The following is a 19,911-nucleotide window of genomic DNA, read 5'->3' as shown; positions in this document are numbered from 1 at the left end:
AAAGTGGGTGAGCTAGGCGTACTGATACCGATCATCGGCGTATGCATTCCGATAGTCGCCATCTGGGCGAAGCATCGCAAGGATGTGCTGCAGATGCAAATCGAAGCGACTGCCAGCCAGAGTGCCGAGAAAGCCGCGCAATATGCGAGCAAGGTGCAGGCGCTGGAAGACCGGGTACAGGTGCTCGAACGCATCGTGACCGATCGCGGATACGACGTCGCCACCCAGATCGAAGCGCTGCGCGACACCAAATCGGTGGAGGATAATGGCAGCGGTGTGCCGCTCAACTTTAGCAAGAAGGAAGAAGTCTAATGGATTGGGGAGGCCCCGGCTTTATCGTCCTGCTGGTTGCGATCAGCACCATCGGTTGGCTGGTGAACAATTGGATCCGCGCCAAGCACGGATATTCGCTGGAAAACGAATGGGGCGGCATGACCGAAAAGCCCGACACCGCCAAGGAAGAGCGGCTGGCGCAGCAGAACAAGCAGCTGCTCGAAACGATGGAGAAAATGCAGGATCGCATGGTCGTGCTCGAACGCATCGTGACCGACAAGGGTTACAGCCTGTCCGAGGAAATCGAAGCCCTGCGCGATGCGCCGGTGCGCGAGACCCCTGTGCGGGGGGCGGGCGATAACGGCGTTCCCCTCAATCTCGAAAGCAAGGAGAAAGCGTGATGGAATGGTTTGGTGGATTGGGAATCGGGATCGGCGTCTCGGCCATTACCATCGGCTGGGTCGTGACCACCTGGATGCGGATCAAGAACGGCTACCCGCTCGAAAACAGCTGGGGCAAGGCGGTCTATCCCAAAAGCGCCGAGAATGAGGAGCGGGTAAAGCTGCTCACACAAGAGAACGCACAGCTGCGCGCCGAACTGGGCTCGATGAAAGATCGCCTCGCCAATGTGGAGCGGATCGTGACCGATAGCGGATACCAGCTGACCCACGAGATCGAGAGCCTGCGCGCAGGCAAGACGGAGGCGAACTGATGTTCGGACCGGATACAGCCTTGATGATGGACGCGATCCAGATTGCCGTGCTGGCGCTTGGTGCCGGTGCAGGTGGAGCCTGGCTGATGATGCGGCGACGAAATTCGCGCAACTCTGCCGCGATCAAGCAAGCGCAATCCGGCTCATTGGAAGAGCGTGTGCGCGTACTTGAACGGATCGCCACCGATCGGCCGAGCGAACTTGCTGCCGAAATCGAGGCGCTGCGCGACTCGAAACAGGGAGCGAATTGATGGATCCGAACCTTATGCTCATCTTCGGCTTCGTGCTGCTGGGTGCGCTCATCGTCTTTCCGTTCGCCTACATCATGAACAAGCGCGTGCAGGACCACGCCGAGCGCAAGCTGGAACTGGAAGCGCGGATCGAAGAGGCAAAGGCTGCTCAAGCGGCCAGGCCCAGTGAAACGCAGGCCCATCTGGAAGACCGTCTGCGTGTGGTGGAGCGGATCGTCACCGATCCTTCCGCAGACCTCTCGCGCCAGATCGAAGACTTGCGTGAATTGAAATTGGATGCGGAGAAAGTGCGTTGAGTTTCGGAACAGCCCTTGTCGCGATCGTCATGATCATCGCTATCAGCGTGCTGATGATGCAGCGGGCTGAGAACCGCAGCGACCGGATCAAGAAAGGTGATAGCGGCAAGGAAAGGCAGCTTGAGCAAGAGCGCGATGAAGCTCGCGCCGAGCTGGAGGACCTGCGCGAACGCGTAAAGGTGCTGGAGCGGATCGCCACCGATCCCGCCCGCCGTACCGCCGAAGAAATTGATAAACTGCGCGACGAATAGTCGCCTTTGGAAGGGTAGCCTCGAGAGGGGAGAATGATGATGGAATTGGACTTGATCATTGCCGGAACCGCGCTTGTCGCCCTGCTGATCATGGCGGCCAGCGCCCTCACCGGATGGCAGGGCTGGCTGGCGCTCAAGAACCGCGAGCTCGAAATGCGGCAGATGCCCGCAGAGCTGGAGAACGGCTCGCCCGAAGGCATGGCGCGGATTGAAATTGCGGACCTCAAGGAACGCATCCGCAAGCTGGAAGCTATCGCCAGCGGGGTTGATCTTTAGTTCCCGCCCGTCATCCCAGCGAAAGCTGGGATCTCTCCGCATTTTCACGAGATCCCAGCTTTCGCTGGGATGACGAGATTGCTAAGCGCCCCGCATGCGCAATCTCGAAGACATCTACGAAGAATATGATTTTCTCGAAGGCGACGAACGCTATCGCCTGCTGATCGAACTGGGCCGCGAGCTGGAGGATATGCCTGACGCGCTCAAAACCGATGCGACGCTGGTGCGCGGTTGTTCGGCGCAGGTGTGGGTTTATCCGACGAGCGCGAGCGACCAGCTCCATTTTCTCGCGGACAGCAATGCCGCCATCACCAAAGGCATCGTCGCACTGGTGATCGCCGCCGTGCAGGACAAGCCCGCAAGCGACGTCGCGCAGATGGATATTGCCGGCGCGCTCGCCCCTTTCGACCTCAAGAACCAGCTCAGTTCGAACCGCACCCAAGGCGTGCCGAACATGATCGCGCTGGTGCAGGAGCATGCTGCGCGCATCGCCGCCGCCTGACGATTTGCGCGCAAAGCTATCGCCAATGACGAAGCTATCGGGCATGATCGCCTTTTCCAGGGGGTAACGACCTGAGGGGAGTAGGCATGCGCGAACACGAATTACGCCGCCAGGTTGTCTCCGAAATGCACCTGCGGCGCTGGCCGCAATTGCACGTGCCCGGGAAAGTCATCCAATGGGTGCTGATGGTCGACCGCGAAGATCGTGCGGCCGAACTTGCGCATCTCGATCCTATCCTGCCGGCACCGCCGGACAAGCCCGATGCCTCGCATCGCTCGGGCACTTTTGCGCCCGGCATTTCGGTGGCGTGGGAGCGTCATAGCGAAGGCAGCAGCCTCGCCCTGTTCGCCGAGGGCACCGACCCCGATCTCTCAGCCGTTATGGAATGGGCGCGCGGCCTGCCGGGCCAGATCGTCCGCGCCACCAATATGACGCTGCTGAAGGATGATCGGGCTGCAAAGCGCATGCTGCCGAAAATGAATTTCGATCCGGACGAAATCGTGTCCTGCAATATCGGTGGCAAAGCGCGGATCTGGGCCGATTTCCGCCTGCAGGGCGACGGGTTCGGCCATATCCTTGTCGCCGCCAACGGTCTGGATGATCGCGATTTCTCGCGGACAGTCCAGCGCCTGCAGGACCTCGGCAATTACCGCAACAAGGCGCTGCTCGGCCTGCCCGAAGCGCAGGAGCATTGGCCGCGGCTGGACGCGATCGAAACCGAACTGGCCAAGCTGGCCGACAAGCTCTGCGCGAACAACGGCCGGGACGACGATCTGATGGCGGAGCTCTCCGCGCTCTCGCTCGAGCTGACCACCGTCGCCACCATGACGGGATACCGCATGAGCGCCACGCGCGCCTATTCCAAGCTGGTTCAGGAACGGCTGGAGGAATTGCAGGTCAAACCGATCGATGGCTTCGCCTCACTCAATACCTTTACCAAAAGGCGCTTCCTGCCTGCCGTGCGCTTTTGTGAAGCACTCACCTTGCGCGAAGAACAATTGTCGCAGCGCGCCGGAAGGCTCACCAGCCTGCTGCGCGCGCGGATCGATACGCGGATCGAAAACCAGAACGCAGAGCTGATGCGCAGCATGGATCGATCGAGCAAATTGCAATTGCGCCTGCAACAATTGGTCGAAGGCCTCTCCGTCGTCGCGCTCAGCTACTACCTGCTTGGGCTTGTCAAATGGGGGCTGGAAGGGCTGGACGGTGTCGATGCGACCAGAACCATCGCGCTTCTGGTCCTTCCCACCGTCCTGACGATGTTCATCGGCGTGCGCATCGCCAAACGGCGCTTGCTCGGCTCGGGGCCCGATTGATCGGAACGATTGCGCAGACTGGCCGTTGGTTTTCCATACGATGGGAGAAATTCTCCAATTAAAGGAATATCATAATGGCAATTCTCGTTCTTATCGCGACGATCCTTCTTCCGCCCCTCGGTGTGGCGATGAAGCACGGCATCGGCGGAACCGCGCTGCTCAATCTCGTATTGACGCTGCTCGGCTTTATTCCCGGCCTGATCCACGGAATTTATGTGAATTACGCGCGCTAAGGCAAATCTGCCACCACGCGTAAAAGGGCTCGCCGGTTCTATCGGCGGGCCCTTTTTTGTGGCGCACTACCGATCGATTTCGACAGTCTCGGCGCGCTCGACGCTTTCCTCGATCGCGACCTGCCGTGTCATTTCGAAAGTGCCGTTCATGTCGTAGATGCTCCACATGCCGGTAATGCGGTTCCCGTCTCCACTCAGCTGTCCGACATAATCGACCGGATTTTCATAGCCCCGGCTGGCGCGGACGTAGGTCTTGGTGAAATCGACGCTTTGGCCCGCGACCACGCCAATGATCTGCGCCTCTGCCGGAGCAGCGCCGCTGTACAGGTCAGGCTCGATAATCGTGCCGGTGAAACGCCCGCCCTTCTGCTGGATATTGGCAATGAATGCTGTGCTCGGGCCAGAGCCAGCCGGATAATCGAAATGCCCGTCCCACTGCCCGGTCAGATCATCCTTGCCGGCCATGGCCCCGCGCTAGTCCGACCGCGTCATGCGGAATGTCCCGCCATCATGCGGCAGTTTCCAGGTTCCGGACATCGCATTGCCGTCAGCACTCACCTGCCCTGCATATTCGACAGATGCGGTGTAATGCTCTTTGTCAGTAAGATAGGTCTTGGTGAAAGTAATTGCGCGGCCATCCAGCCGCCCCTTGATTTCCGCCTTCACCGTCCCGCCGGAAAGCGAATCCTCGATGATAAGGCCGGACACTTCGCCGTCCTTCTCAACGATCTTGGCTCTGAATGGAAAATCGCCGACATCGGCGGATGAGGAATATTGGAAGCTGCCGTTCCATAGGCCCCGGATTTCCGCAGTCTCTGGCATTACTCCCCCTCAACCAAGCTTATAGGCCAGCACTCTCGCGCAATTCTGCAGTGCCGCTTTCACGCTGGCGCCGCAGTTCCGCTTTCAGCTTTGCGGGGTCCTGCGCGAAGAGGAAGCCGAAGCTGACGCCGCCTTCCTTGCCGACAGTCGCATGGTGCAGCTTGTGTGCCTGCACCAGCCGTTTGGCATAGCCCTTTTTCGGGACGAATTTGAAATAGCGCTGATGCACCAGCCCATCGTGGATGAGGGTGTAGATAATGCCGTATCCAAGGATGCCCACGCCAATCCATGTCGCCATGGGCCAAGCATATTCGCCAGCGACAACGGGCCAGCCCCACATGAACATGGAAATGCTCATCACCGCGCCGACGATGCCGTAAAGATCGTTCTTTTCCAGCAGATTATCGTGCGGTTCGTGATGATCGCGGTGCCAGCCCCAGCCCCAGCCATGCATGATGTATTTGTGGCTCGACCAGGCGACCACTTCCATCGCCAGGATGGTGGCAATGACAACAAGCAGGGGAACGATGATGTCCATGATCGACATTATAGGCGCTGCCAGGGCCAAGCGCAAAGGCAGACGTTAGTCGCCAGTGTGGGGCGTTTGCTTGCGCGAAATGCCGAAATGCTTTTCTGCCACATCGCGGTCGATCCGTGCGGGCCGCAGCGTTTCGCTATCGATGCAGCACCACATGCTCTGCACTTCCGCCAGCACCTCTTCGCCGCGCTTGATCACCGTGTTGTAGAAACTGCGCGCACCGGCGATTTTTTCCAGCACGGTTTCTGCAATCACATCATCGTCGAGGAAAGCGGGCTTGCGATAGGTGATCTCATGCTTGAGCGCGACCCAAGCCTTGCTCGCCACTTCCTCTGCAGGCGCCAGCTTCTGCCAGTGCTGCAACACCACGTCCTGCACCCAATTGAGGTAACGCGAATTGTTCACGTGCCCCATGAAGTCGATATCTTCGGGCAGGATGCGGATCGGAATGGAAAAGCTTTTGGCTGACATGACTGTAAGTTAGGTGAGAAAGGTTAAGTTTCCAAGTCAGCAAAAACGCTTTTTTGCATAAACTTGGCTCCATTCATCGCAAAGGCTAATGGCAGGGCATGACACTGCGCACGCTCTACGAAAAAATCTGGGACGATCACGTCATCGAAAGGCGTGATGACGGCACCTGCCTTGTCTTCATCGATCGCCATCTGGTGCACGAGGTAACGAGCCCACAGGCGTTCGAGGCGCTGCGCCTCGCAGGCCGAAAAGTGCGCCGCCCCGAACTCACCCTGGCCGTTCCTGACCATAACGTGCCCACTACTGCCCGCCTTGCGAAGGATGGCACGCGCCTGCCCATCGAAGACCCGCAGAGCGCGCAGCAGCTCGCCGCGCTGGAAAAGAATGTCGAGGAATTCGGCATCCGTTACTTCGGCGCGACCGCGCGAGAGCAGGGTATCGTCCACGTCGTCGGCCCCGAACAGGGCTTCTCGCTGCCCGGCACCACCGTGGTTTGCGGAGACAGCCACACGGCCTGCCACGGCGGGGTCGGCGCCCTCGCCTTCGGTATCGGCACCAGCGAGGTCGAACATGTTCTCGCCACGCAAACCCTGCTGCTGAAGCCGAGCAAGACGATGGAAGTGCGCGTAGAAGGCGGGCTTTCTAGAGGCGTCACGCCCAAGGACTTGATCCTGCACATCATCGGCGTGATCGGCACCGCAGGCGGCACCGGCCACGTCATCGAATATCGCGGGCAGGTGTTCGAGGAAATGAGCGTCGAGGGCCGCCTTACCGTCTCGAACATGAGCATCGAAGGAGGCGCGCGGGCAGGCTTGATTGCGCCCGACGAGAAGACCTTCGCTAATCTGAGAGGCCGCCCGTTCGCTCCGCAGGATGCGGACTGGGATGCCGCAGTCGAATACTGGCGAACTCTCCGCACCGATGACGGCGCGCAGTTCGACAAAAGCGTTGTCATCAACGCCGCCGAAATCGCGCCAACCGTCACTTGGGGCACCAGCCCGGAAGATACGGTCGCGATCACCGGCAGCATCCCCGATCCCGCCAGCTTTGCCGATCCGTCGAAGCAGGCAGCAGCGCGCGCCAGCCTCGACTATATGGGCCTCACCCCCGGCACGCCGATGCGCGAGGTGGAGGTGCAGAACATATTCATCGGCAGTTGCACCAACAGCCGCATCGAAGACCTGCGGGCAGCGGCAGACGTACTGCGCGGCCGCAAGAAAGCGGACAATGTGAAATGGGCGATCGTCGTCCCCGGGTCAGGCCTCGTGAAAGAGCAGGCCGAAGTTGAGGGGCTGGACAAGGTCTTCACCGAAGCCGGCCTCGAATGGCGCGAGCCGGGTTGCTCCGCCTGCCTCGGCATGAACCCGGACAAAGTGCCGGCAGGAGAACGCTGCGCCTCTACAAGCAACCGCAACTTCGTCGGCCGCCAAGGGCCCGGCAGCCGCACCCATCTCGTGAGCCCCGCAATGGCAGCCGCCGCAGCTGTGACCGGCAGGCTGACGGATGTGAGAGAACTGCAGCGAGAGGATGCGTAAGGCCGCTTTCCCGCCACAGGTCGCGCCCCATTGCCGGGTGCTGATTCTTGGCAGCTTGCCTGGCGAACGATCGCTGGCGGAACAGCGTTACTACGCCCATCCGCAAAACCGCTTCTGGCACCTTGTCGGAAGCGCGGTGGGGAGGGATCTGGTTTCGCTGAACTATGTGGAGAAGCTCGCCGTGCTCAAGCGTTGGGGCATAGGCCTGTGGGATGTGGTTGCATCCGCGCGCCGTGAGGGCTCGCTCGATGCCTCGATCCGGGACGCAGAGCACAATCCCTTGGCAGAGCTCATCGGCAAATTGCCACAGCTGCAGGCGGTCTGCTTCAACGGCCGGACGGCTGCCAAGATCGGTCGGTCGCAATTGTCGCAAAGCGCTATCACGCAGATCGACCTGCCATCTTCCAGTGCTGCCTACGCCAGAATGCCGCTTGGTGAGAAAGAAGATCGTTGGCAAATCTTGCGTGATTTTCTTGAAACATCGAGCGTCGAAGCGCATTGAAAGAGCATGACGAAGAACATCAAAGGCAAGGCCGCTATTGCAGCAGGCGCCATCGGATCAGCCGCCGTGGCGGCAGCGCTTCTCTATGTGAACAAGAAGCGCAAGAATAACGAGCCGACCCAGCCCGGCCCCATCCCCAGTGGCGAGAAGCCGGAGACAGATTGATGGAAAAGCTGCGCGAAGTGGAAGGGCGTGCCATTCCCTTCGGCCGCAAGAATATCGATACCGACGTAATTATCCCTGCCCGCTGGCTGAAAACCATCAGCCGTGACGGACTGGGCGAGGGCGCGTTCGAATCCGTCCGCGCAAACGAGCCGGACAACCCCTTCGACAGCGAGGAGTTCGCTGGCGCGCCAATCCTAATCGCGGGCGACAATTTCGGCTGCGGCTCCAGCCGCGAACATGCCGCATGGGCGCTGCTCGATCTCGGCATTCGCGCCGTCATCGCTCCCAGCTTTTCGGACATTTTTGCAGGCAATGCTTTCAAGAATGGGATTCTTACCGTCGAGCTGCCACAGGCCGCAATCGATCGGCTGCTCGAAGTCGCCGAAACCGATACCATCTCCATCGATCTCGATGCGCAGACCGTGACAACGCCGTTCCAGGATCGTTACACTTTCGAAATCGACGCTTTCCGTAAACACTGCCTGATGGAAGGCCTGGACGAAGTCGGCATGACACTAAGTCGCGATGGCGCGATTTCCGATTACGAAAGCGGCATTCGCAACGAAAAACCCTGGCTCGCGCGCGGAACAGGCATTGCCGCCTGACCTTTCGTCGCGCTAAGCCCCCACCACATTCCGGAGGAACCCACATGACCGATTTTAAAGACCGCGAACGCGCCGAAGAGGCAAAATTCGCGATGGACGAAGAAACCGCTTTCAAAGTCGCTGCACGCCGCAATCGCCTGCTGGGCGAGTGGGCCGCTGGCCTGATGGATCTGACTCCTGAAGAAACCGAAGCCTACAAGAAGGCTGTCGTGCAGGCCGATTTCGAGGAAGCGGGTGACGAGGATGTCGTGCGCAAGCTGCTCGGCGATCTTACGCAGGCCGGCTGCGATGTCAGCGAATCCGATGTGCGTGCGCGCCTGCTCGAATGCGCAATCGAAGCCAAGCGCCAGTATATGAGCGAGAGCTGAGGAGCATTTTTTCATGCCCATGCCCGCTGAAGACATCGCCCGGCTGATCAAGGAAGCCCTGCCTGACGCCGAAGTGGAGATGCAGGCGCTTGCCGATGACAATGATCACTGGCTCGCCCGTGTCACCTCCGCCGAATTCGCGGGCAAAAGCCGGGTGCAGCAGCACAAGATGGTCTTTGCCGCGCTCGGCGGGCGCATGGGCGGGGAACTGCACGCCTTGCAACTGCATACCTCCGTCCCCAACTGACCACTCAGACATTCAAATTACCTGGTGGGACAGATGACCGATACCAACACTGAAACCGCAGAACGCATTGGCAAGATCGTGGGCGACAATGATGTAGTCCTTTTCATGAAGGGCACGCCGCTGTTCCCGCAGTGCGGCTTTTCCAACCGCGCTGTGGCGATCCTCGATCACTGCAATGTCGCGTTTGAAAGCGTGGACGTTTTGCAGGACATGGAAATCCGCCAGGGCATCAAGGCCTATTCGGACTGGCCGACCATCCCGCAGCTTTATGTGAAGGGCGAATTCGTCGGCGGCAGCGACATCATGATGGAAATGTTTGAAGCAGGCGAATTGCAGACCCTGATGGACGAAAAGCAGGTCGCAAAGACCGAGACCTGATGCGCTTCTCGGCGCAAACAAACTGAACTATGATCACGGGCCGCTTTTGCGGTCCGTTTTCGTTCAGCTTCGAATTGCGATAGGCATACGCCTCTTGCCGATGGAGTTTCCATGATCCGCACTTTTATTGCCGCCGCCCTCGCCTGCTCCCTGCCCACTTCCGTGATCGCGCAGGATATGCAGAGCCAGGAAGAGCGTGTCGCAATGGCCCGCGATGCGGAGCAGACCGCCCAGCTGATGGCCGACGTGCAACAGGCGGTGGCGCTGGCGCAGATGCAATATGCGGGGATGACCAGCAGTACGCCTGACGCAAGCTATCAGGGTGCCGTTGCCATGCCCGCCGCGCAGGATGGCGTGTGGGATACGGTCGTGATCGGCAGCAGGGGCGAAGGCGATAATGCTGCGCTGATCGCGCTCGCCGAATATCAGGTTTCCGACGGCCGTATCATTGCAGAAACCATCCACCTGCCCGGCAACGCCCCGCTAATCGATGGCGCTTTCGCTGCGATGGCAGAGGCCCGCGGCTTCGCACCGCGCGCGGTGCTGGCAGCAGGCAACAATACATTCTGCACCGATCAGGCCGAGGGTTCTGCCAGCGGCGTCACTTTCGCGACCATCGTGCTGCCTCCGCGCGAGGATGGCAGCTTTGACGCCTATGTGCTCAATGGCCCGATCGAAGAAGGCGCGATCCCGCTCGGCAAGCATTTCCGCGTCAGCTTCGATGCTTTCGGTCTTTCGGGAGAGCCCGAACTCGTGACCGATACTTGCGAGACCGTTACCTGGGATGCTGCCAATCGCGAGCTTTCAATGAGCGTCTATGTCACCGAATTCGACGGCCCCGCCCCGACGCCCGTGCATATCTTCCTCTCAAGCCTGCTGCCGATGAGCATGGGCGTGGTGACCGGAGATATTATCTGGCCGATGGCTGGCGGCGCGATTGCAGAGCCTGTCCCTGCGGCAGAAGCGGGCTACCTTCTCGGCGAATAGACGAGCGGCAACATGTGCAACCTCTACAAAATGTCAAAATCGCAGGATGAGGTCGCACGATTTTTCGATGCGATCGCGCAAGATATGAGCGTCGCGCCCGGCGGGAATGCGCCCGAAGAGATTTATCCCGGCTATCCGGGGATGGTGCTGGCCGAAGGCAGTCTGCAGCAAATGGTCTGGGGCTTCCCGCTGCAACGCAAGGGCGCGAAGGGCCAGCCGCTCAAGCCTAAGCCGGTCAACAATGCGCGCAAGGACAAGCTGAAGAGCCCGTTCTGGCGATCGAGCTTTGAAAACCGCCGCTGCCTGATTCCTGTTTCCGCCTTTGCCGAAGCCGAGGGGGCGAAGGGCGCGAAGACGCGCACATGGTTTAGCCCAAAGGACGCGCCGCTGTTCGCCATCGCCGGTTTCTGGCGCGATACGAGCGAGTGGGACCGCGCCTACACAATGGTAATGACCGATGCGAACGATACGGTGCGATCGGTCCATGACCGCATGCCGGTGATCATCGCGGAAAGCGATTGGCAGACCTGGCTTACTGCCGAGCCTTCCGATGCGTGGGATCTGTGCCAGCCCTTCGCCGGGCAAATGCTGGTCGATCGCAGCGATACGCCTTGGGCCGGTCGCCGCTAGGTCTCATCGATTTTTGGGAAGATGTCTTCGGGGAGGCGGAGCCGGGAGACTGGTTGGGGACCATTTGGAAATCGGCCCCGCCTCATTCGAAGAACTTGGGTACGCATGTAACATTGCACGGGGCGTGCCAGTTTAGCGCAACGCCGGATTCCTGCGCGAGACGATGGTTTGCGAAAAGTTAACGCGGGCGCGGTGTGTAAATTTTCCCGACTCTTTTCCCGTCGGCGGCGCGGATCTCCTTTCATCGCTGCGTCCGCCCATCCTGCCCCAGCTAAGGACCCGCATGCCGCTTGGAGCGTTTCTGTACCAAACCCGATACTTATTCGAAAAAGGACACGGCCATGGGCACGATAACGACGATCAATCCGGCAAATGGGACGGAGCTCGAAACCTACGAAGAGCACGACAAGGAAACCGCCCTTGGCAAAGTGGACGCTTGCCATGAGGCGTTTCTCGACTGGAAGATGAAATCGCTGCAGGAACGTGCCGATGTCATCAGCTCCATCGGGCAAGCCCTGCGCGACAACAAGGAAGAGCTCGCGCAGCTCATGACCGACGAGGTCGGCAAACTGATTGGCGACAGCCGCGATGAAGTGGAATTGTGCGCAGGCATTTGCGATTACACCGCAAAGACCGGGCCTGATGAGCTGGCCGACGAAAAACGCAATCCCGATAATGCCGATCACGGTATCGTGACCTACTCCCCCATCGGCGTCGTCTACGGCATCCAGCCGTGGAATTTCCCGGCCTATCAAGTCGTGCGGTATGCGATCGCCAATCTCATGGCGGGCAACGGCGTGCTGCTGAAGCATGCGTCGAACTGCACAGGTAGCGGCCTGAAGCTGGCAGAAATCTTCCGGAAAGGCGGACTGCCCGAAAATCTCTTCACGGTCCTCATGATCGGTCATGACCTTTCCGACGAAGTCATCGCGCATGACAAGGTGCGCGGTGTTACGCTGACCGGCTCCGACAAGGCGGGCAAGCATGTTGCCGAAAAGGCCGGGAAGCTGCTTAAGCCGACAGTCCTCGAACTCGGATCGAACGACGCTTACCTCGTGCTGGAAGATGCCGATCTCAATACGGCGGCAGAAGTCTGTGCCCAGGCGCGGCTCTACAACAACGGGCAGACCTGCATTAACGGCAAGCGCTTCATAGTGACCGAGAAGATCTACGACGATTTCCTCGAACGGTTCGTCTCGCGTTTTGAAGCCATCAAGACCGGTGATCCGAATGCGGATGACAGCGACATGGGACCAATGGCGCGCAGCGATCTGCGCGACACCCTGCAGGAGCAGGTCGACAAATCCGTCGAGAAAGGCGCGAAAATCGAATGCGGTGGCGCGATCCCGGATGGCGAAGGCGCGTACTATCCGGCCACCGTCCTTTCCAACGTCAGCAAGGGCCAGCCGGCATATGACGACGAGCTTTTCGGGCCGGTAGCCTCTGTGATCAAGGCGAAGGATGACGAAGATGCCATGCGGCTCGCCAATGACAGCCGCTATGGCCTTGGCGGCGGCATCCTTTCAGGCGACACCGAGCGCGCGATCGAACTGGCGAAAAACCACTTCGATACCGGCATGGTGTTCGTGAATGTGTATGGCGTGGCCGATCCGAGAATGCCCTTCGGCGGCGTGAAAAACTCCGGCTACGGCCGCGAACACGGCGGTTTCGGCGTGAAGGAATTCACCAACGCGAAAAGCATTTTCGTCGGCGCTTCTTCATAAGTCGCGGCAATACCGCAAAACAAAAAGGGGAAAGCACGCCTCTGGCATGCTTTCCCCTGTTTGGCGCGCCCAGCAGGATTCGAACCTGCGGCCTCAGGTTTAGAAGACCCGTGCTCTATCCAGCTGAGCTATGGGCGCGTCGATAGGGCCAATAGCGATGTTTGCGTGCGGCGCAAATGTGGTTAGACGCGATGCATGAGTGCTGATCCCAAAAAACTAGATAGTAGCGCCGTTGCACACGCGCATTTCCGCTATTTTCCCTATGTGATGGCGGCCTTCGTTGCGATCCTGCTGCTCAGCAATGTGATCGGCGCGTCAAAATTGAGTGCGGTTACACTGCCGAATGGCGCGACCTGGGCGTTTGGTGCGGGCGTGATGTTCTTCCCCGTAAGCTACATCATCGGGGACATCCTCACCGAAGTGTATGGCTATGCCAATGCGCGGCGCGTGATCTGGACAGGCTTTGCCGCACTCATCTTCATGGCGTTCATGGCGTGGGTCGTCGTTTCCCTGCCACCTGCGGAAGGCTGGCCGGGGCAGGACGCCTATGAATTCGTTTTCGGAAATACCTGGCGCATCGTGCTTGCCAGCATCGTCGCTTTCTGGGCGGGCGAATTCGCCAATGCCTTTGTCATGGCGCGCATGAAAGTCTGGACGAAGGGGAAAATGCTCTGGAGCCGGACGATCGGATCGACCGTGGTCGGGCAAGGTATCGATAGCCTGATCTTTTATCCCATCGCCTTTTACGGGCTGGCCGGATGGCCGATGGAACTGGTTCTGCAGGCGATTGCCTCGCAGTGGCTTATCAAGACGGCGTGGGAAGCACTCCTCACGCCGGTCACCTATTGGGTCATCAATTTCCTCAAGCGGCGTGAAGGAGTGGAGGTGTTTGACACCGATACCAACTTCTCACCCTTTGGCTCTCGCGAAAAAGCAGCCTGAGGCGGTTGGCTGCCGGCCTGTAATCGGGCTCGATTACTTGGCCAGCAACCAGATCGCGAGGTAGAGTACAATGAAAGTGCCGAAACCGGCAATTGCACCCACCGCAAAGATCAGCCGAACGATCAGCGGATCAACATTCATGTAATTGGCGATACCGCCGCATACGCCGCCGATCTTGCCATCCACCCGGTCGAGGCGGAATTTGTTCGGCGAATTGGCGTTCTTGTTCTGGATATTGCTCACACCAGCATTCCCGAAACGGTGGTGGCAGGCGGAGCGAAGCTGCTCACGAACAGCGTCATGGTCATGGCGACGGCGCCGAAAGCGGCGAAGACGCGGCCGAGAAGATCAGTGTTGTTGGTCATCGTAAAATCCTTCCTTTGGGTAGTTGTGAGTTAGGCAAGCAGAGTTGCGACAGTCGTTGCATTGGGGCCGGCGAAACTGGAAACCAGCAGCGTCATGGTGATGGCAAATGCGCCGAAAGCAGCGAAGATCTTGCCGGTGAATTCGTTGGTCATGGTCATTTCAATTCTCCTCATTTTGGTTCGGAGCGGGTTGTTTTGCTCCATGCCCACTACATTGCAGGGGGCGTGCCAAACTGAAAAAACCGCAGAATTCTGCCATTCTTGTTCATTCGCCATACATGTTGCAGGATTTTACAATCCACATATTGGGAAAATTTACCAACTATTGGTGGCGCGATTTCCTATGGTCTCGCATCGCGGCGTCGCTTAGGGCTGAGAAGCATCCTATGGCGCTTGATCGCATCACCCTTTCCACCTTCCGCAACCACGCTGAAACGCGGCTTGACGGCGCGCGCCACGTTAATCTGCTGCTGGGAGAAAATGGCGCGGGCAAGACCAATGTGCTCGAAGCAATATCTCTGCTCGCGCCGGGCAGAGGGCTACGGCGCGCAGCTCTCGCAGATATGGCATCGCATTCGGGGCGCGGCGGTTTCGGTGTCAGCGCGCTGCTCGATACGCTGGATGGGGCAGAGCCGGTCAAGCTGGGCACGGGCGTGTTGGCGGAGCGCCCCGGAAGGCGCGTGGTGCAGGTGAATGGCGCCGATGCAACCGCGATCTCGCTGGGCGAATGGCTCGCCATCGGCTGGCTCACCCCGGCGATGGACCGGCTGTTCATGGACAGTGCCGGTGCGCGGCGGCGTTACATGGACCGGCTGACGGTCGCGATCGAGCCATCGCATGCGCGCCATGCAAGCCGCTATGAAAATGCCCTGCGCGAACGCAACCGGCTTTTGTCGGACGAGCAGGCGCCCGATCCTACGTGGCTCGACAGTATCGAAAGCCCGATGGCCGAAGCAGGGGCCGCACTGGCGCAGGGACGTGCGCGGCTGGTGGAAGCTCTCTCTGCCGAGCTTGCCGCTTACCCGACCGAGCCCTTTGCGCGCCCTGCCCTCACCCATATTCCCGGCGGCGCCATCGACGAGCGCGAATTCGCCGAGCAGCTCGCCGCCAATCGCCCACGCGATCGCGCCGCCCAGCGCACTCTGGTTGGGCCGCATCGTGACGAATTGGAAGTGGTGATGGAAGGCAAGGCCATGCCTGCCGCCGAATGTTCGACCGGTGAGCAGAAAGCGATGCTTATCGCGATCACGCTCGCTCACGCTGCACTATCGGCCAAGGGGCGGCCAAGCGTGCTGTTGCTGGATGAAGTCGCCGCTCATCTCGATCCGGTGAGACGAGCAGCCTTGTTTGAGCGGCTGAAGGATAGCGGTACGCAGTCGTGGATCACCGGGACGGAAGCCGCGCCTTTCGATGAGATCGCTGGTGAAGCGAAAGTCTGGCAGATCGACAGCGGCAGCGCGGTCGCTGCCTAACGCGGGCCTTTAGCTGTCCTCTTCGGGCAGAGCCGCGATTACGTCATCGACCGTGGCCGCGACCATTTCTTCCACGCCTTCCGCTGTCGGATGGATGCGGTCATCCATGAGCAGGCTCGGGTTTTCCAGAAGCGGAGCCATGAAGAATGGCACAAGCGCCGCATCATATTCCTCTGCCAATGCCGGGTAGAGACCATCGAAGCTCGCCTGATACTCGGCCCCGTAATTGGGAGGTGCACGCATGCCCATCAGGATCACCGGAATATCACGCGCGGCCAGCGCATCGAGAATTCCGGTCAGGTTTTCGCGCGTCTGATCGGGCGTGAAGCCGCGCAGCAGATCATTCCCGCCCAGCTCCACAATGGCGAGATCGGGCGTTTCTTCCAGATTATCGAGCACGAAGCCGATCCGCTGGAGACCGGCCGCAGTAGTGTCGCCCGACACACCAGCATCGATCACGCGCGCATTGATCCCGCGCGTCCGCATCACGGCTTCCAACTTTTCCGGATAGCCCTGCTCCTCCGGCAGCTGGTAGCCCGCCATCAGACTGTCGCCAAAGCCGAGAATTACACGCTCCGGCCCCATGACGGGCAGAGCCTCTTCAATGGGCTCATCCAGGGACGTTTCGGGCTCCGCCACCGGCGCCTCGCTCTCACAGGCGGACAGGGTCAGCGCAAAGGCAATCGACGAAGCGGCGACACCTCTCCGCCACGGGCTTTGGGATGGCTTGTTCATAGCCCTTAGCTATGCCATCGCGCGCTGGTGACAAGTCCCATTGAACAATCCGCTTCCGCAGAGCCGGTCATTTCCGCGCGCGATCTCCGCCTCACGCTTGGCGAGGGAGATGCTGCTGTCGAAATCCTGCGCGGTATCGATTTCGACGTAATGCCCGGCGAGACACTCGCCCTGCTCGGCCCGTCGGGCAGCGGGAAGAGCTCGCTGATGGCAGTCCTGTCAGGCCTAGAGCGCGCGACATCCGGCAAGCTGACGGTTGCGGGCGAGGATTTTACGGCTCTCGATGAAGACGCGCTGGCGCTCGCACGGCGCGGACGCATTGGCATCGTGTTACAGGCGTTCCACCTTTTGCCGACGATGACGGCGGTTGAAAACGTCGCCACACCGCTGGAACTGGCCGGAGACGACGATGCATCGAGCAAAGCCAGCGCCGAACTGGAAGCGGTAGGCCTCGGCCATCGCCTGACGCATTATCCCGCGCAGCTTTCCGGCGGTGAGCAGCAACGCGTCGCCATCGCGCGTGCCATCGCCTCGCGCCCACCGCTGATCTTTGCCGACGAGCCGACCGGCAATCTCGACACTTCGACCGGCACCAGCGTGGAGGATGTCCTCTTCCGCCGCCGCGAGGAAACCGGCGCAACCCTTGTTATTATTACCCATGATCGCAAGCTGGCCGAGCGCTGCGACCGCATTGTCACCCTTGGTGACGGCGTGATCGCCAGCGATACGGCGAAGGGCTGAACCGGTGGCGCAGAGCAGCATGAGCTGGGGCCGCGCGTGGACCATCGCGCGTCGTGACCTCTCCAGCGGTTTTCGTGGACTGAGACTGCTTCTCGTCTGCCTGTTCCTCGGCGTTGGCGCGCTGGCCGCGATCGGCAGCCTGACCTCTGCCATCCAGACAGAGCTCGATTCCCAGGGTCAGGCCATTCTTGGCGGCGATTTGGAAATCGAACTCTGGCAGCGATTGCTGAGCGAAGAGGAAACGCAATTCCTCGAACAATATGGCGAGCTGTCGGCGGGCTATCGTCTGCAGGCCATGGCGACCACTGAAGACGTGGCCGTGCCGGTCGAGTTGAAGGCCGTTGCACCCAACTACCCATTGTACGGCGAATTGCTGATCGAAGGCGCTGGCGCATCTGCCGCTCCTGAAGGCAATGAAGCTTTCCTCGCCCCCGGCGCGGCGGAGCGCTTGGGTGTCGCAACAGGTGACAGCTTCACAGTCGGCTCAGAGCAATTGGTGGTCGCTGGCATCATCGAGGAAGAGCCCGACCGTTTGAGCGAAGGCTTTGCCCTAGGGCAGACGATTATCGTGGCGCAAGATTTTCCAGCTGCAGCTGGCCTCACCCTGCCCGGCGCGCTTTACGAGACGAAAACGCGCCTCGCTTTCGATGGCAATTACGACGCCGAAGAAGTCGAGGAAGCGCTGTTCGAAGCATTTCCGGGCGTGCCATTCGATACACGCACCGCCGACCGTGCATCGCCGGGCGCAGAGCGCTTCGTCAGCCGCATGGGTGAGTTCCTGACGCTGGTAGGACTTGCCGCGCTCGTCATCGCAGGCATCGGCATCGGCGGCGGGGTGAATTCCTATCTGGAAGCGCGACGCAATTCCATTGCCACGCTCAAGATCCTCGGCGCGACATCGCGTGACATCTCACGCATCTACGCGCTGGAAGTTGGTGCAGCCGCACTCGTGGGATCGCTCGCAGGCCTTGTTGCAGGTGTGCTGGTCACACCATTGCTCGCCAATGCGCTGGGTGCGCTATTGCCGGTCAATACGTCGTTGACGCTCGACTGGTGGGCGCTGGCACGCGCCATGCTCTTCGGCCTGCTGGTGGCGATGGTCTTTGCCGCGCCTCCGCTGGCGCGCGCAAAGACTTTCCCGGCGATGGCCCTGATGAGGGCGCGCGTTTCGCCGCTCGCCCGCCAGTGGAAAGCCGCTGCGCTCCCCGTCGGGATCGGCCTTGCGGGAATTGCCATTCTGGCCATAGCCTTTTCGGCGCAGCCGCTCCTTTCGGCAGGCTTCCTTGTCGGTGCAGCGCTTATCCTTGGGCTACTCGCATTGCTGGGCATCGCGATCCGCAAGGGCGCGGCCAAGGCTCCGCGTGCGAGAAATCCGATCGTGCGTGCCGCGATCGCCAATCTCCACCGCCCCGGCGCGGCGACCGGTTCGCTCGTTACGGCGCTCGGCTTCGGTCTCGCGGCCTTCGTCCTGCTAGCAGGTGTGCAGTCGAGCCTCGACGGCAATATCCAGCGCTCCGTCCCCGAACGCGCGCCCGACTATTTCGTCCTCGATATTCCCAAGGATGGCATTGAGGAATTCAACACGATCATCGATGGCGTGTCAGAAGATGCGGTGATTGAAGCTGTTCCTACACTGCGCGGGTTCATCGTGTCTTACGGGCCTGCGGACAATCCCACCGTGGTCGCAGAGCTGGAAGAGCTGCCCGAAGGCGCTTGGGGCCTTAGCGGCGAACGCGGCCTCACCTATTCCAGCACTCTGCCCGAAGGCAATGCGGTCGTTGAAGGCGAATGGTGGGAGCCCGATCACACCGGCGAAAATTTGGTGTCCATCGATGCCGATCTGGCAGAGGCCGCGGGGATTGAAGTCGGCCATGTCATTACCGTGTCGGTCCTTGGCGTCGAGCGGACCGCACGAGTCGCCAGCATCCGCCGGATCGACTGGGAAAGCCTTGGCTTCAACAATGTCTATATCTTCTCGCCCAACACTCTTGAGGATACGCCGCACAATCTCGCTGCGACCGTCGACCTGCCGGAAGGCACGCAGGCGGGCGGATTGCTGCGGCAGCTGGTGCAGGCCTTCCCTGCGGCCAGCGTAATAGAAGTCGGCCCGATCCTTACCGAAGCACGCACCATCCTTGATCAGGTCTCGATCGCCATTCTGGCCGCCGCATCGGTTGCGGTGCTCGCCGGGATCGCAGTGCTGCTCGGCGCCATCGCTGCAGCACGGGCGGCGCGGATTTACGATACCGTGATCCTGCGTGTGCTCGGAGCCAGCCGCAATCAGTTGCTCGCCTTGCAATTTGCAGAGTTCGGCCTGCTCGCAGCCGTGCTTGCAGGCGTGGCGCTTGCGCTCGGCACGGGGATTGCGTGGCTTATCGTCGTGCAATTGTTCGAATTCGATTGGCTGCCCGACTGGACTGAAATTCTCGCCGTCCTGGGCGGTGGATTGCTTCTGGTCTTCGCCTTCGCTCTCGGCGCGTCGTTGCCGCTGCTCAGAGCTCGCCCCGCGCAGACGCTGCGCTCGCTCTGACAAAAGAAAACGGGCGGCCCCGCAGGACCGCCCGTCAACTCTCT

At 60.3% G+C, this 19,911-nt stretch carries 32 protein-coding genes and 1 tRNA gene; 24 read left to right on the top strand and 9 right to left on the bottom strand.

The window, feature by feature from the left end; all coding sequences use genetic code 11:
• The first annotated feature begins 3 nt into the window (after nucleotides 1-3).
• From O2N64_RS08735 to O2N64_RS08690, 10 genes are all read left to right on the top strand, one after another.
• Nucleotides 4-312, top strand: a complete 309-nt coding sequence (locus O2N64_RS08735; RefSeq protein WP_271077229.1) for a hypothetical protein — start codon at nucleotides 4-6, stop codon at nucleotides 310-312.
• Nucleotides 312-674, top strand: coding sequence for a hypothetical protein (locus tag O2N64_RS08730; RefSeq protein ID WP_271077228.1), 363 nt, complete (start codon nucleotides 312-314; stop codon nucleotides 672-674). Before O2N64_RS08735 ends, O2N64_RS08730 begins: the two co-directional genes overlap by 1 nt.
• On the top strand, nucleotides 674-985 hold the full coding sequence (locus O2N64_RS08725; RefSeq protein ID WP_197921952.1) for a hypothetical protein: 312 nt from the start codon (nucleotides 674-676) through the stop codon (nucleotides 983-985). The genes O2N64_RS08730 and O2N64_RS08725 overlap by 1 nt, the downstream gene beginning before the upstream one ends.
• On the top strand, nucleotides 985-1,236 hold the full coding sequence (locus tag O2N64_RS08720) for a hypothetical protein (protein ID WP_271077227.1): 252 nt from the start codon (nucleotides 985-987) through the stop codon (nucleotides 1,234-1,236). The genes O2N64_RS08725 and O2N64_RS08720 overlap by 1 nt, the downstream gene beginning before the upstream one ends.
• A complete protein-coding gene (locus O2N64_RS08715) occupies nucleotides 1,236-1,532 on the top strand; it encodes a hypothetical protein (RefSeq protein ID WP_271077226.1) in 297 nt (98 codons plus the stop codon). Before O2N64_RS08720 ends, O2N64_RS08715 begins: the two co-directional genes overlap by 1 nt.
• A complete protein-coding gene (locus O2N64_RS08710; RefSeq protein WP_271077225.1) occupies nucleotides 1,529-1,783 on the top strand; it encodes a hypothetical protein in 255 nt (84 codons plus the stop codon). Before O2N64_RS08715 ends, O2N64_RS08710 begins: the two co-directional genes overlap by 4 nt.
• A gap of 33 nt (nucleotides 1,784-1,816) precedes the next feature.
• A complete protein-coding gene (locus O2N64_RS08705; protein WP_442866726.1) occupies nucleotides 1,817-2,059 on the top strand; it encodes a hypothetical protein in 243 nt (80 codons plus the stop codon).
• A 94-nt stretch (nucleotides 2,060-2,153) separates the two neighbouring features.
• Nucleotides 2,154-2,561 carry a SufE family protein gene (locus O2N64_RS08700; RefSeq protein ID WP_271077224.1) on the top strand — a complete coding sequence of 136 codons (408 nt, stop codon included), beginning with the start codon at nucleotides 2,154-2,156 and terminating at the stop codon, nucleotides 2,559-2,561.
• 86 nt (nucleotides 2,562-2,647) lie between these two features.
• On the top strand, nucleotides 2,648-3,877 hold the full coding sequence (locus O2N64_RS08695; RefSeq protein WP_271077223.1) for a DUF3422 domain-containing protein: 1,230 nt from the start codon (nucleotides 2,648-2,650) through the stop codon (nucleotides 3,875-3,877).
• A gap of 74 nt (nucleotides 3,878-3,951) precedes the next feature.
• Nucleotides 3,952-4,110 carry a YqaE/Pmp3 family membrane protein gene (locus tag O2N64_RS08690; protein WP_271077222.1) on the top strand — a complete coding sequence of 53 codons (159 nt, stop codon included), beginning with the start codon at nucleotides 3,952-3,954 and terminating at the stop codon, nucleotides 4,108-4,110.
• Nucleotides 4,111-4,176: 66 nt separating this feature from the next.
• Here O2N64_RS08690 and O2N64_RS08685 read toward each other — a convergent pair whose 3' ends face one another.
• Genes O2N64_RS08685 through O2N64_RS08670 form a run of 4 tightly spaced genes read right to left on the bottom strand, consistent with a single transcriptional unit; the run spans nucleotide 4,177 to nucleotide 5,941 of the window.
• Entirely contained in the window at nucleotides 4,177-4,575 is a 399-nt protein-coding gene (locus tag O2N64_RS08685; RefSeq protein WP_271077221.1) for a hypothetical protein, read from the bottom strand.
• A 9-nt stretch (nucleotides 4,576-4,584) separates the two neighbouring features.
• Nucleotides 4,585-4,932 (bottom strand): hypothetical protein, encoded by a 348-nt coding sequence (locus tag O2N64_RS08680; RefSeq protein WP_271077220.1) that lies wholly within the window; start codon nucleotides 4,930-4,932, stop codon nucleotides 4,585-4,587.
• A 19-nt stretch (nucleotides 4,933-4,951) separates the two neighbouring features.
• Entirely contained in the window at nucleotides 4,952-5,470 is a 519-nt protein-coding gene (locus O2N64_RS08675; protein ID WP_271077219.1) for a sterol desaturase family protein, read from the bottom strand.
• A gap of 45 nt (nucleotides 5,471-5,515) precedes the next feature.
• A complete protein-coding gene (locus O2N64_RS08670) occupies nucleotides 5,516-5,941 on the bottom strand; it encodes an acyl-CoA thioesterase (protein WP_271077218.1) in 426 nt (141 codons plus the stop codon).
• A gap of 98 nt (nucleotides 5,942-6,039) precedes the next feature.
• On the opposite strand from O2N64_RS08670, the gene leuC reads away from it, so the two are divergent.
• From leuC to O2N64_RS08620, 10 genes are all read left to right on the top strand, one after another.
• Nucleotides 6,040-7,476 carry a 3-isopropylmalate dehydratase large subunit gene (leuC, locus tag O2N64_RS08665; protein ID WP_271077217.1) on the top strand — a complete coding sequence of 479 codons (1,437 nt, stop codon included), beginning with the start codon at nucleotides 6,040-6,042 and terminating at the stop codon, nucleotides 7,474-7,476.
• Complete coding sequence (locus tag O2N64_RS08660; RefSeq protein ID WP_271077216.1) at nucleotides 7,469-7,978, top strand: DNA-deoxyinosine glycosylase; 510 nt, start codon at nucleotides 7,469-7,471, stop codon at nucleotides 7,976-7,978. Before leuC ends, O2N64_RS08660 begins: the two co-directional genes overlap by 8 nt.
• Before the next feature lie 6 nt (nucleotides 7,979-7,984).
• Complete coding sequence (locus tag O2N64_RS08655; protein ID WP_271077215.1) at nucleotides 7,985-8,143, top strand: isopropylmalate isomerase; 159 nt, start codon at nucleotides 7,985-7,987, stop codon at nucleotides 8,141-8,143.
• Complete coding sequence (leuD, locus tag O2N64_RS08650; protein ID WP_271077214.1) at nucleotides 8,143-8,748, top strand: 3-isopropylmalate dehydratase small subunit; 606 nt, start codon at nucleotides 8,143-8,145, stop codon at nucleotides 8,746-8,748. Before O2N64_RS08655 ends, leuD begins: the two co-directional genes overlap by 1 nt.
• A gap of 44 nt (nucleotides 8,749-8,792) precedes the next feature.
• Entirely contained in the window at nucleotides 8,793-9,116 is a 324-nt protein-coding gene (locus O2N64_RS08645; protein ID WP_271077213.1) for a DUF1476 domain-containing protein, read from the top strand.
• Nucleotides 9,117-9,129: 13 nt separating this feature from the next.
• Nucleotides 9,130-9,363 carry a BolA/IbaG family iron-sulfur metabolism protein gene (locus tag O2N64_RS08640; protein WP_271077212.1) on the top strand — a complete coding sequence of 78 codons (234 nt, stop codon included), beginning with the start codon at nucleotides 9,130-9,132 and terminating at the stop codon, nucleotides 9,361-9,363.
• Between the two features lie 33 nt (nucleotides 9,364-9,396).
• Nucleotides 9,397-9,741 carry a Grx4 family monothiol glutaredoxin gene (grxD, locus tag O2N64_RS08635; protein ID WP_271077211.1) on the top strand — a complete coding sequence of 115 codons (345 nt, stop codon included), beginning with the start codon at nucleotides 9,397-9,399 and terminating at the stop codon, nucleotides 9,739-9,741.
• Between the two features lie 111 nt (nucleotides 9,742-9,852).
• Nucleotides 9,853-10,728 carry a hypothetical protein gene (locus O2N64_RS08630; RefSeq protein ID WP_271077210.1) on the top strand — a complete coding sequence of 292 codons (876 nt, stop codon included), beginning with the start codon at nucleotides 9,853-9,855 and terminating at the stop codon, nucleotides 10,726-10,728.
• 12 nt (nucleotides 10,729-10,740) lie between these two features.
• Nucleotides 10,741-11,358 (top strand): SOS response-associated peptidase, encoded by a 618-nt coding sequence (locus O2N64_RS08625; protein ID WP_271077209.1) that lies wholly within the window; start codon nucleotides 10,741-10,743, stop codon nucleotides 11,356-11,358.
• 341 nt (nucleotides 11,359-11,699) lie between these two features.
• Nucleotides 11,700-13,082 (top strand): NAD-dependent succinate-semialdehyde dehydrogenase, encoded by a 1,383-nt coding sequence (locus tag O2N64_RS08620; protein ID WP_271077208.1) that lies wholly within the window; start codon nucleotides 11,700-11,702, stop codon nucleotides 13,080-13,082.
• Between the two features lie 61 nt (nucleotides 13,083-13,143).
• Here O2N64_RS08620 and O2N64_RS08615 read toward each other — a convergent pair.
• A tRNA-Arg gene (locus tag O2N64_RS08615) sits at nucleotides 13,144-13,220 on the bottom strand.
• A 57-nt stretch (nucleotides 13,221-13,277) separates the two neighbouring features.
• Between O2N64_RS08615 and O2N64_RS08610 the strand changes: the two genes are divergently transcribed.
• Nucleotides 13,278-14,024: a queuosine precursor transporter gene (locus O2N64_RS08610; protein ID WP_271077207.1), complete on the top strand. Its 747-nt coding sequence runs from the start codon at nucleotides 13,278-13,280 to the stop codon at nucleotides 14,022-14,024.
• A gap of 33 nt (nucleotides 14,025-14,057) precedes the next feature.
• Here the strand turns inward: O2N64_RS08610 and O2N64_RS08605 are convergent, their stop codons facing one another.
• From O2N64_RS08605 to O2N64_RS08595, 3 genes are read right to left on the bottom strand one after another with little or no spacing between them, the layout of a single operon-like run.
• The gene (locus tag O2N64_RS08605) at nucleotides 14,058-14,267 is read right to left on the bottom strand and encodes a PspC domain-containing protein (protein WP_271077206.1); all 210 of its coding nucleotides are present in this window, start codon (nucleotides 14,265-14,267) and stop codon (nucleotides 14,058-14,060) included.
• Nucleotides 14,264-14,389, bottom strand: a complete 126-nt coding sequence (locus tag O2N64_RS08600; RefSeq protein WP_271077205.1) for a hypothetical protein — start codon at nucleotides 14,387-14,389, stop codon at nucleotides 14,264-14,266. The genes O2N64_RS08605 and O2N64_RS08600 overlap by 4 nt, the downstream gene beginning before the upstream one ends.
• A gap of 30 nt (nucleotides 14,390-14,419) precedes the next feature.
• A complete protein-coding gene (locus O2N64_RS08595) occupies nucleotides 14,420-14,548 on the bottom strand; it encodes a hypothetical protein (RefSeq protein ID WP_271077204.1) in 129 nt (42 codons plus the stop codon).
• A 227-nt stretch (nucleotides 14,549-14,775) separates the two neighbouring features.
• Here O2N64_RS08595 and recF point away from each other — a divergent pair, with 227 nt between their 5' ends.
• Nucleotides 14,776-15,861: a DNA replication/repair protein RecF gene (recF, locus tag O2N64_RS08590; RefSeq protein WP_271077203.1), complete on the top strand. Its 1,086-nt coding sequence runs from the start codon at nucleotides 14,776-14,778 to the stop codon at nucleotides 15,859-15,861.
• 9 nt (nucleotides 15,862-15,870) lie between these two features.
• Here recF and O2N64_RS08585 read toward each other — a convergent pair whose 3' ends face one another.
• Nucleotides 15,871-16,596 (bottom strand): arylesterase, encoded by a 726-nt coding sequence (locus O2N64_RS08585; protein WP_271077202.1) that lies wholly within the window; start codon nucleotides 16,594-16,596, stop codon nucleotides 15,871-15,873.
• Between the two features lie 27 nt (nucleotides 16,597-16,623).
• Between O2N64_RS08585 and O2N64_RS08580 the strand changes: the two genes are divergently transcribed.
• Nucleotides 16,624-17,337, top strand: a complete 714-nt coding sequence (locus tag O2N64_RS08580) for an ABC transporter ATP-binding protein (protein WP_271077201.1) — start codon at nucleotides 16,624-16,626, stop codon at nucleotides 17,335-17,337.
• 19 nt (nucleotides 17,338-17,356) lie between these two features.
• The gene (locus tag O2N64_RS08575; RefSeq protein ID WP_271079624.1) at nucleotides 17,357-19,867 is read left to right on the top strand and encodes an ABC transporter permease; all 2,511 of its coding nucleotides are present in this window, start codon (nucleotides 17,357-17,359) and stop codon (nucleotides 19,865-19,867) included.
• Nucleotides 19,868-19,911 lie beyond the last annotated feature (44 nt).

Origin of the sequence: Aurantiacibacter sp. MUD61 (assembly GCF_027912455.1) — a bacterium.
Lineage (GTDB): Bacteria > Pseudomonadota > Alphaproteobacteria > Sphingomonadales > Sphingomonadaceae > Alteraurantiacibacter.
The sequence above is the reverse complement of the archived record's forward strand: the minus strand, read 5'-3'. Positions and strand labels throughout refer to the sequence as shown.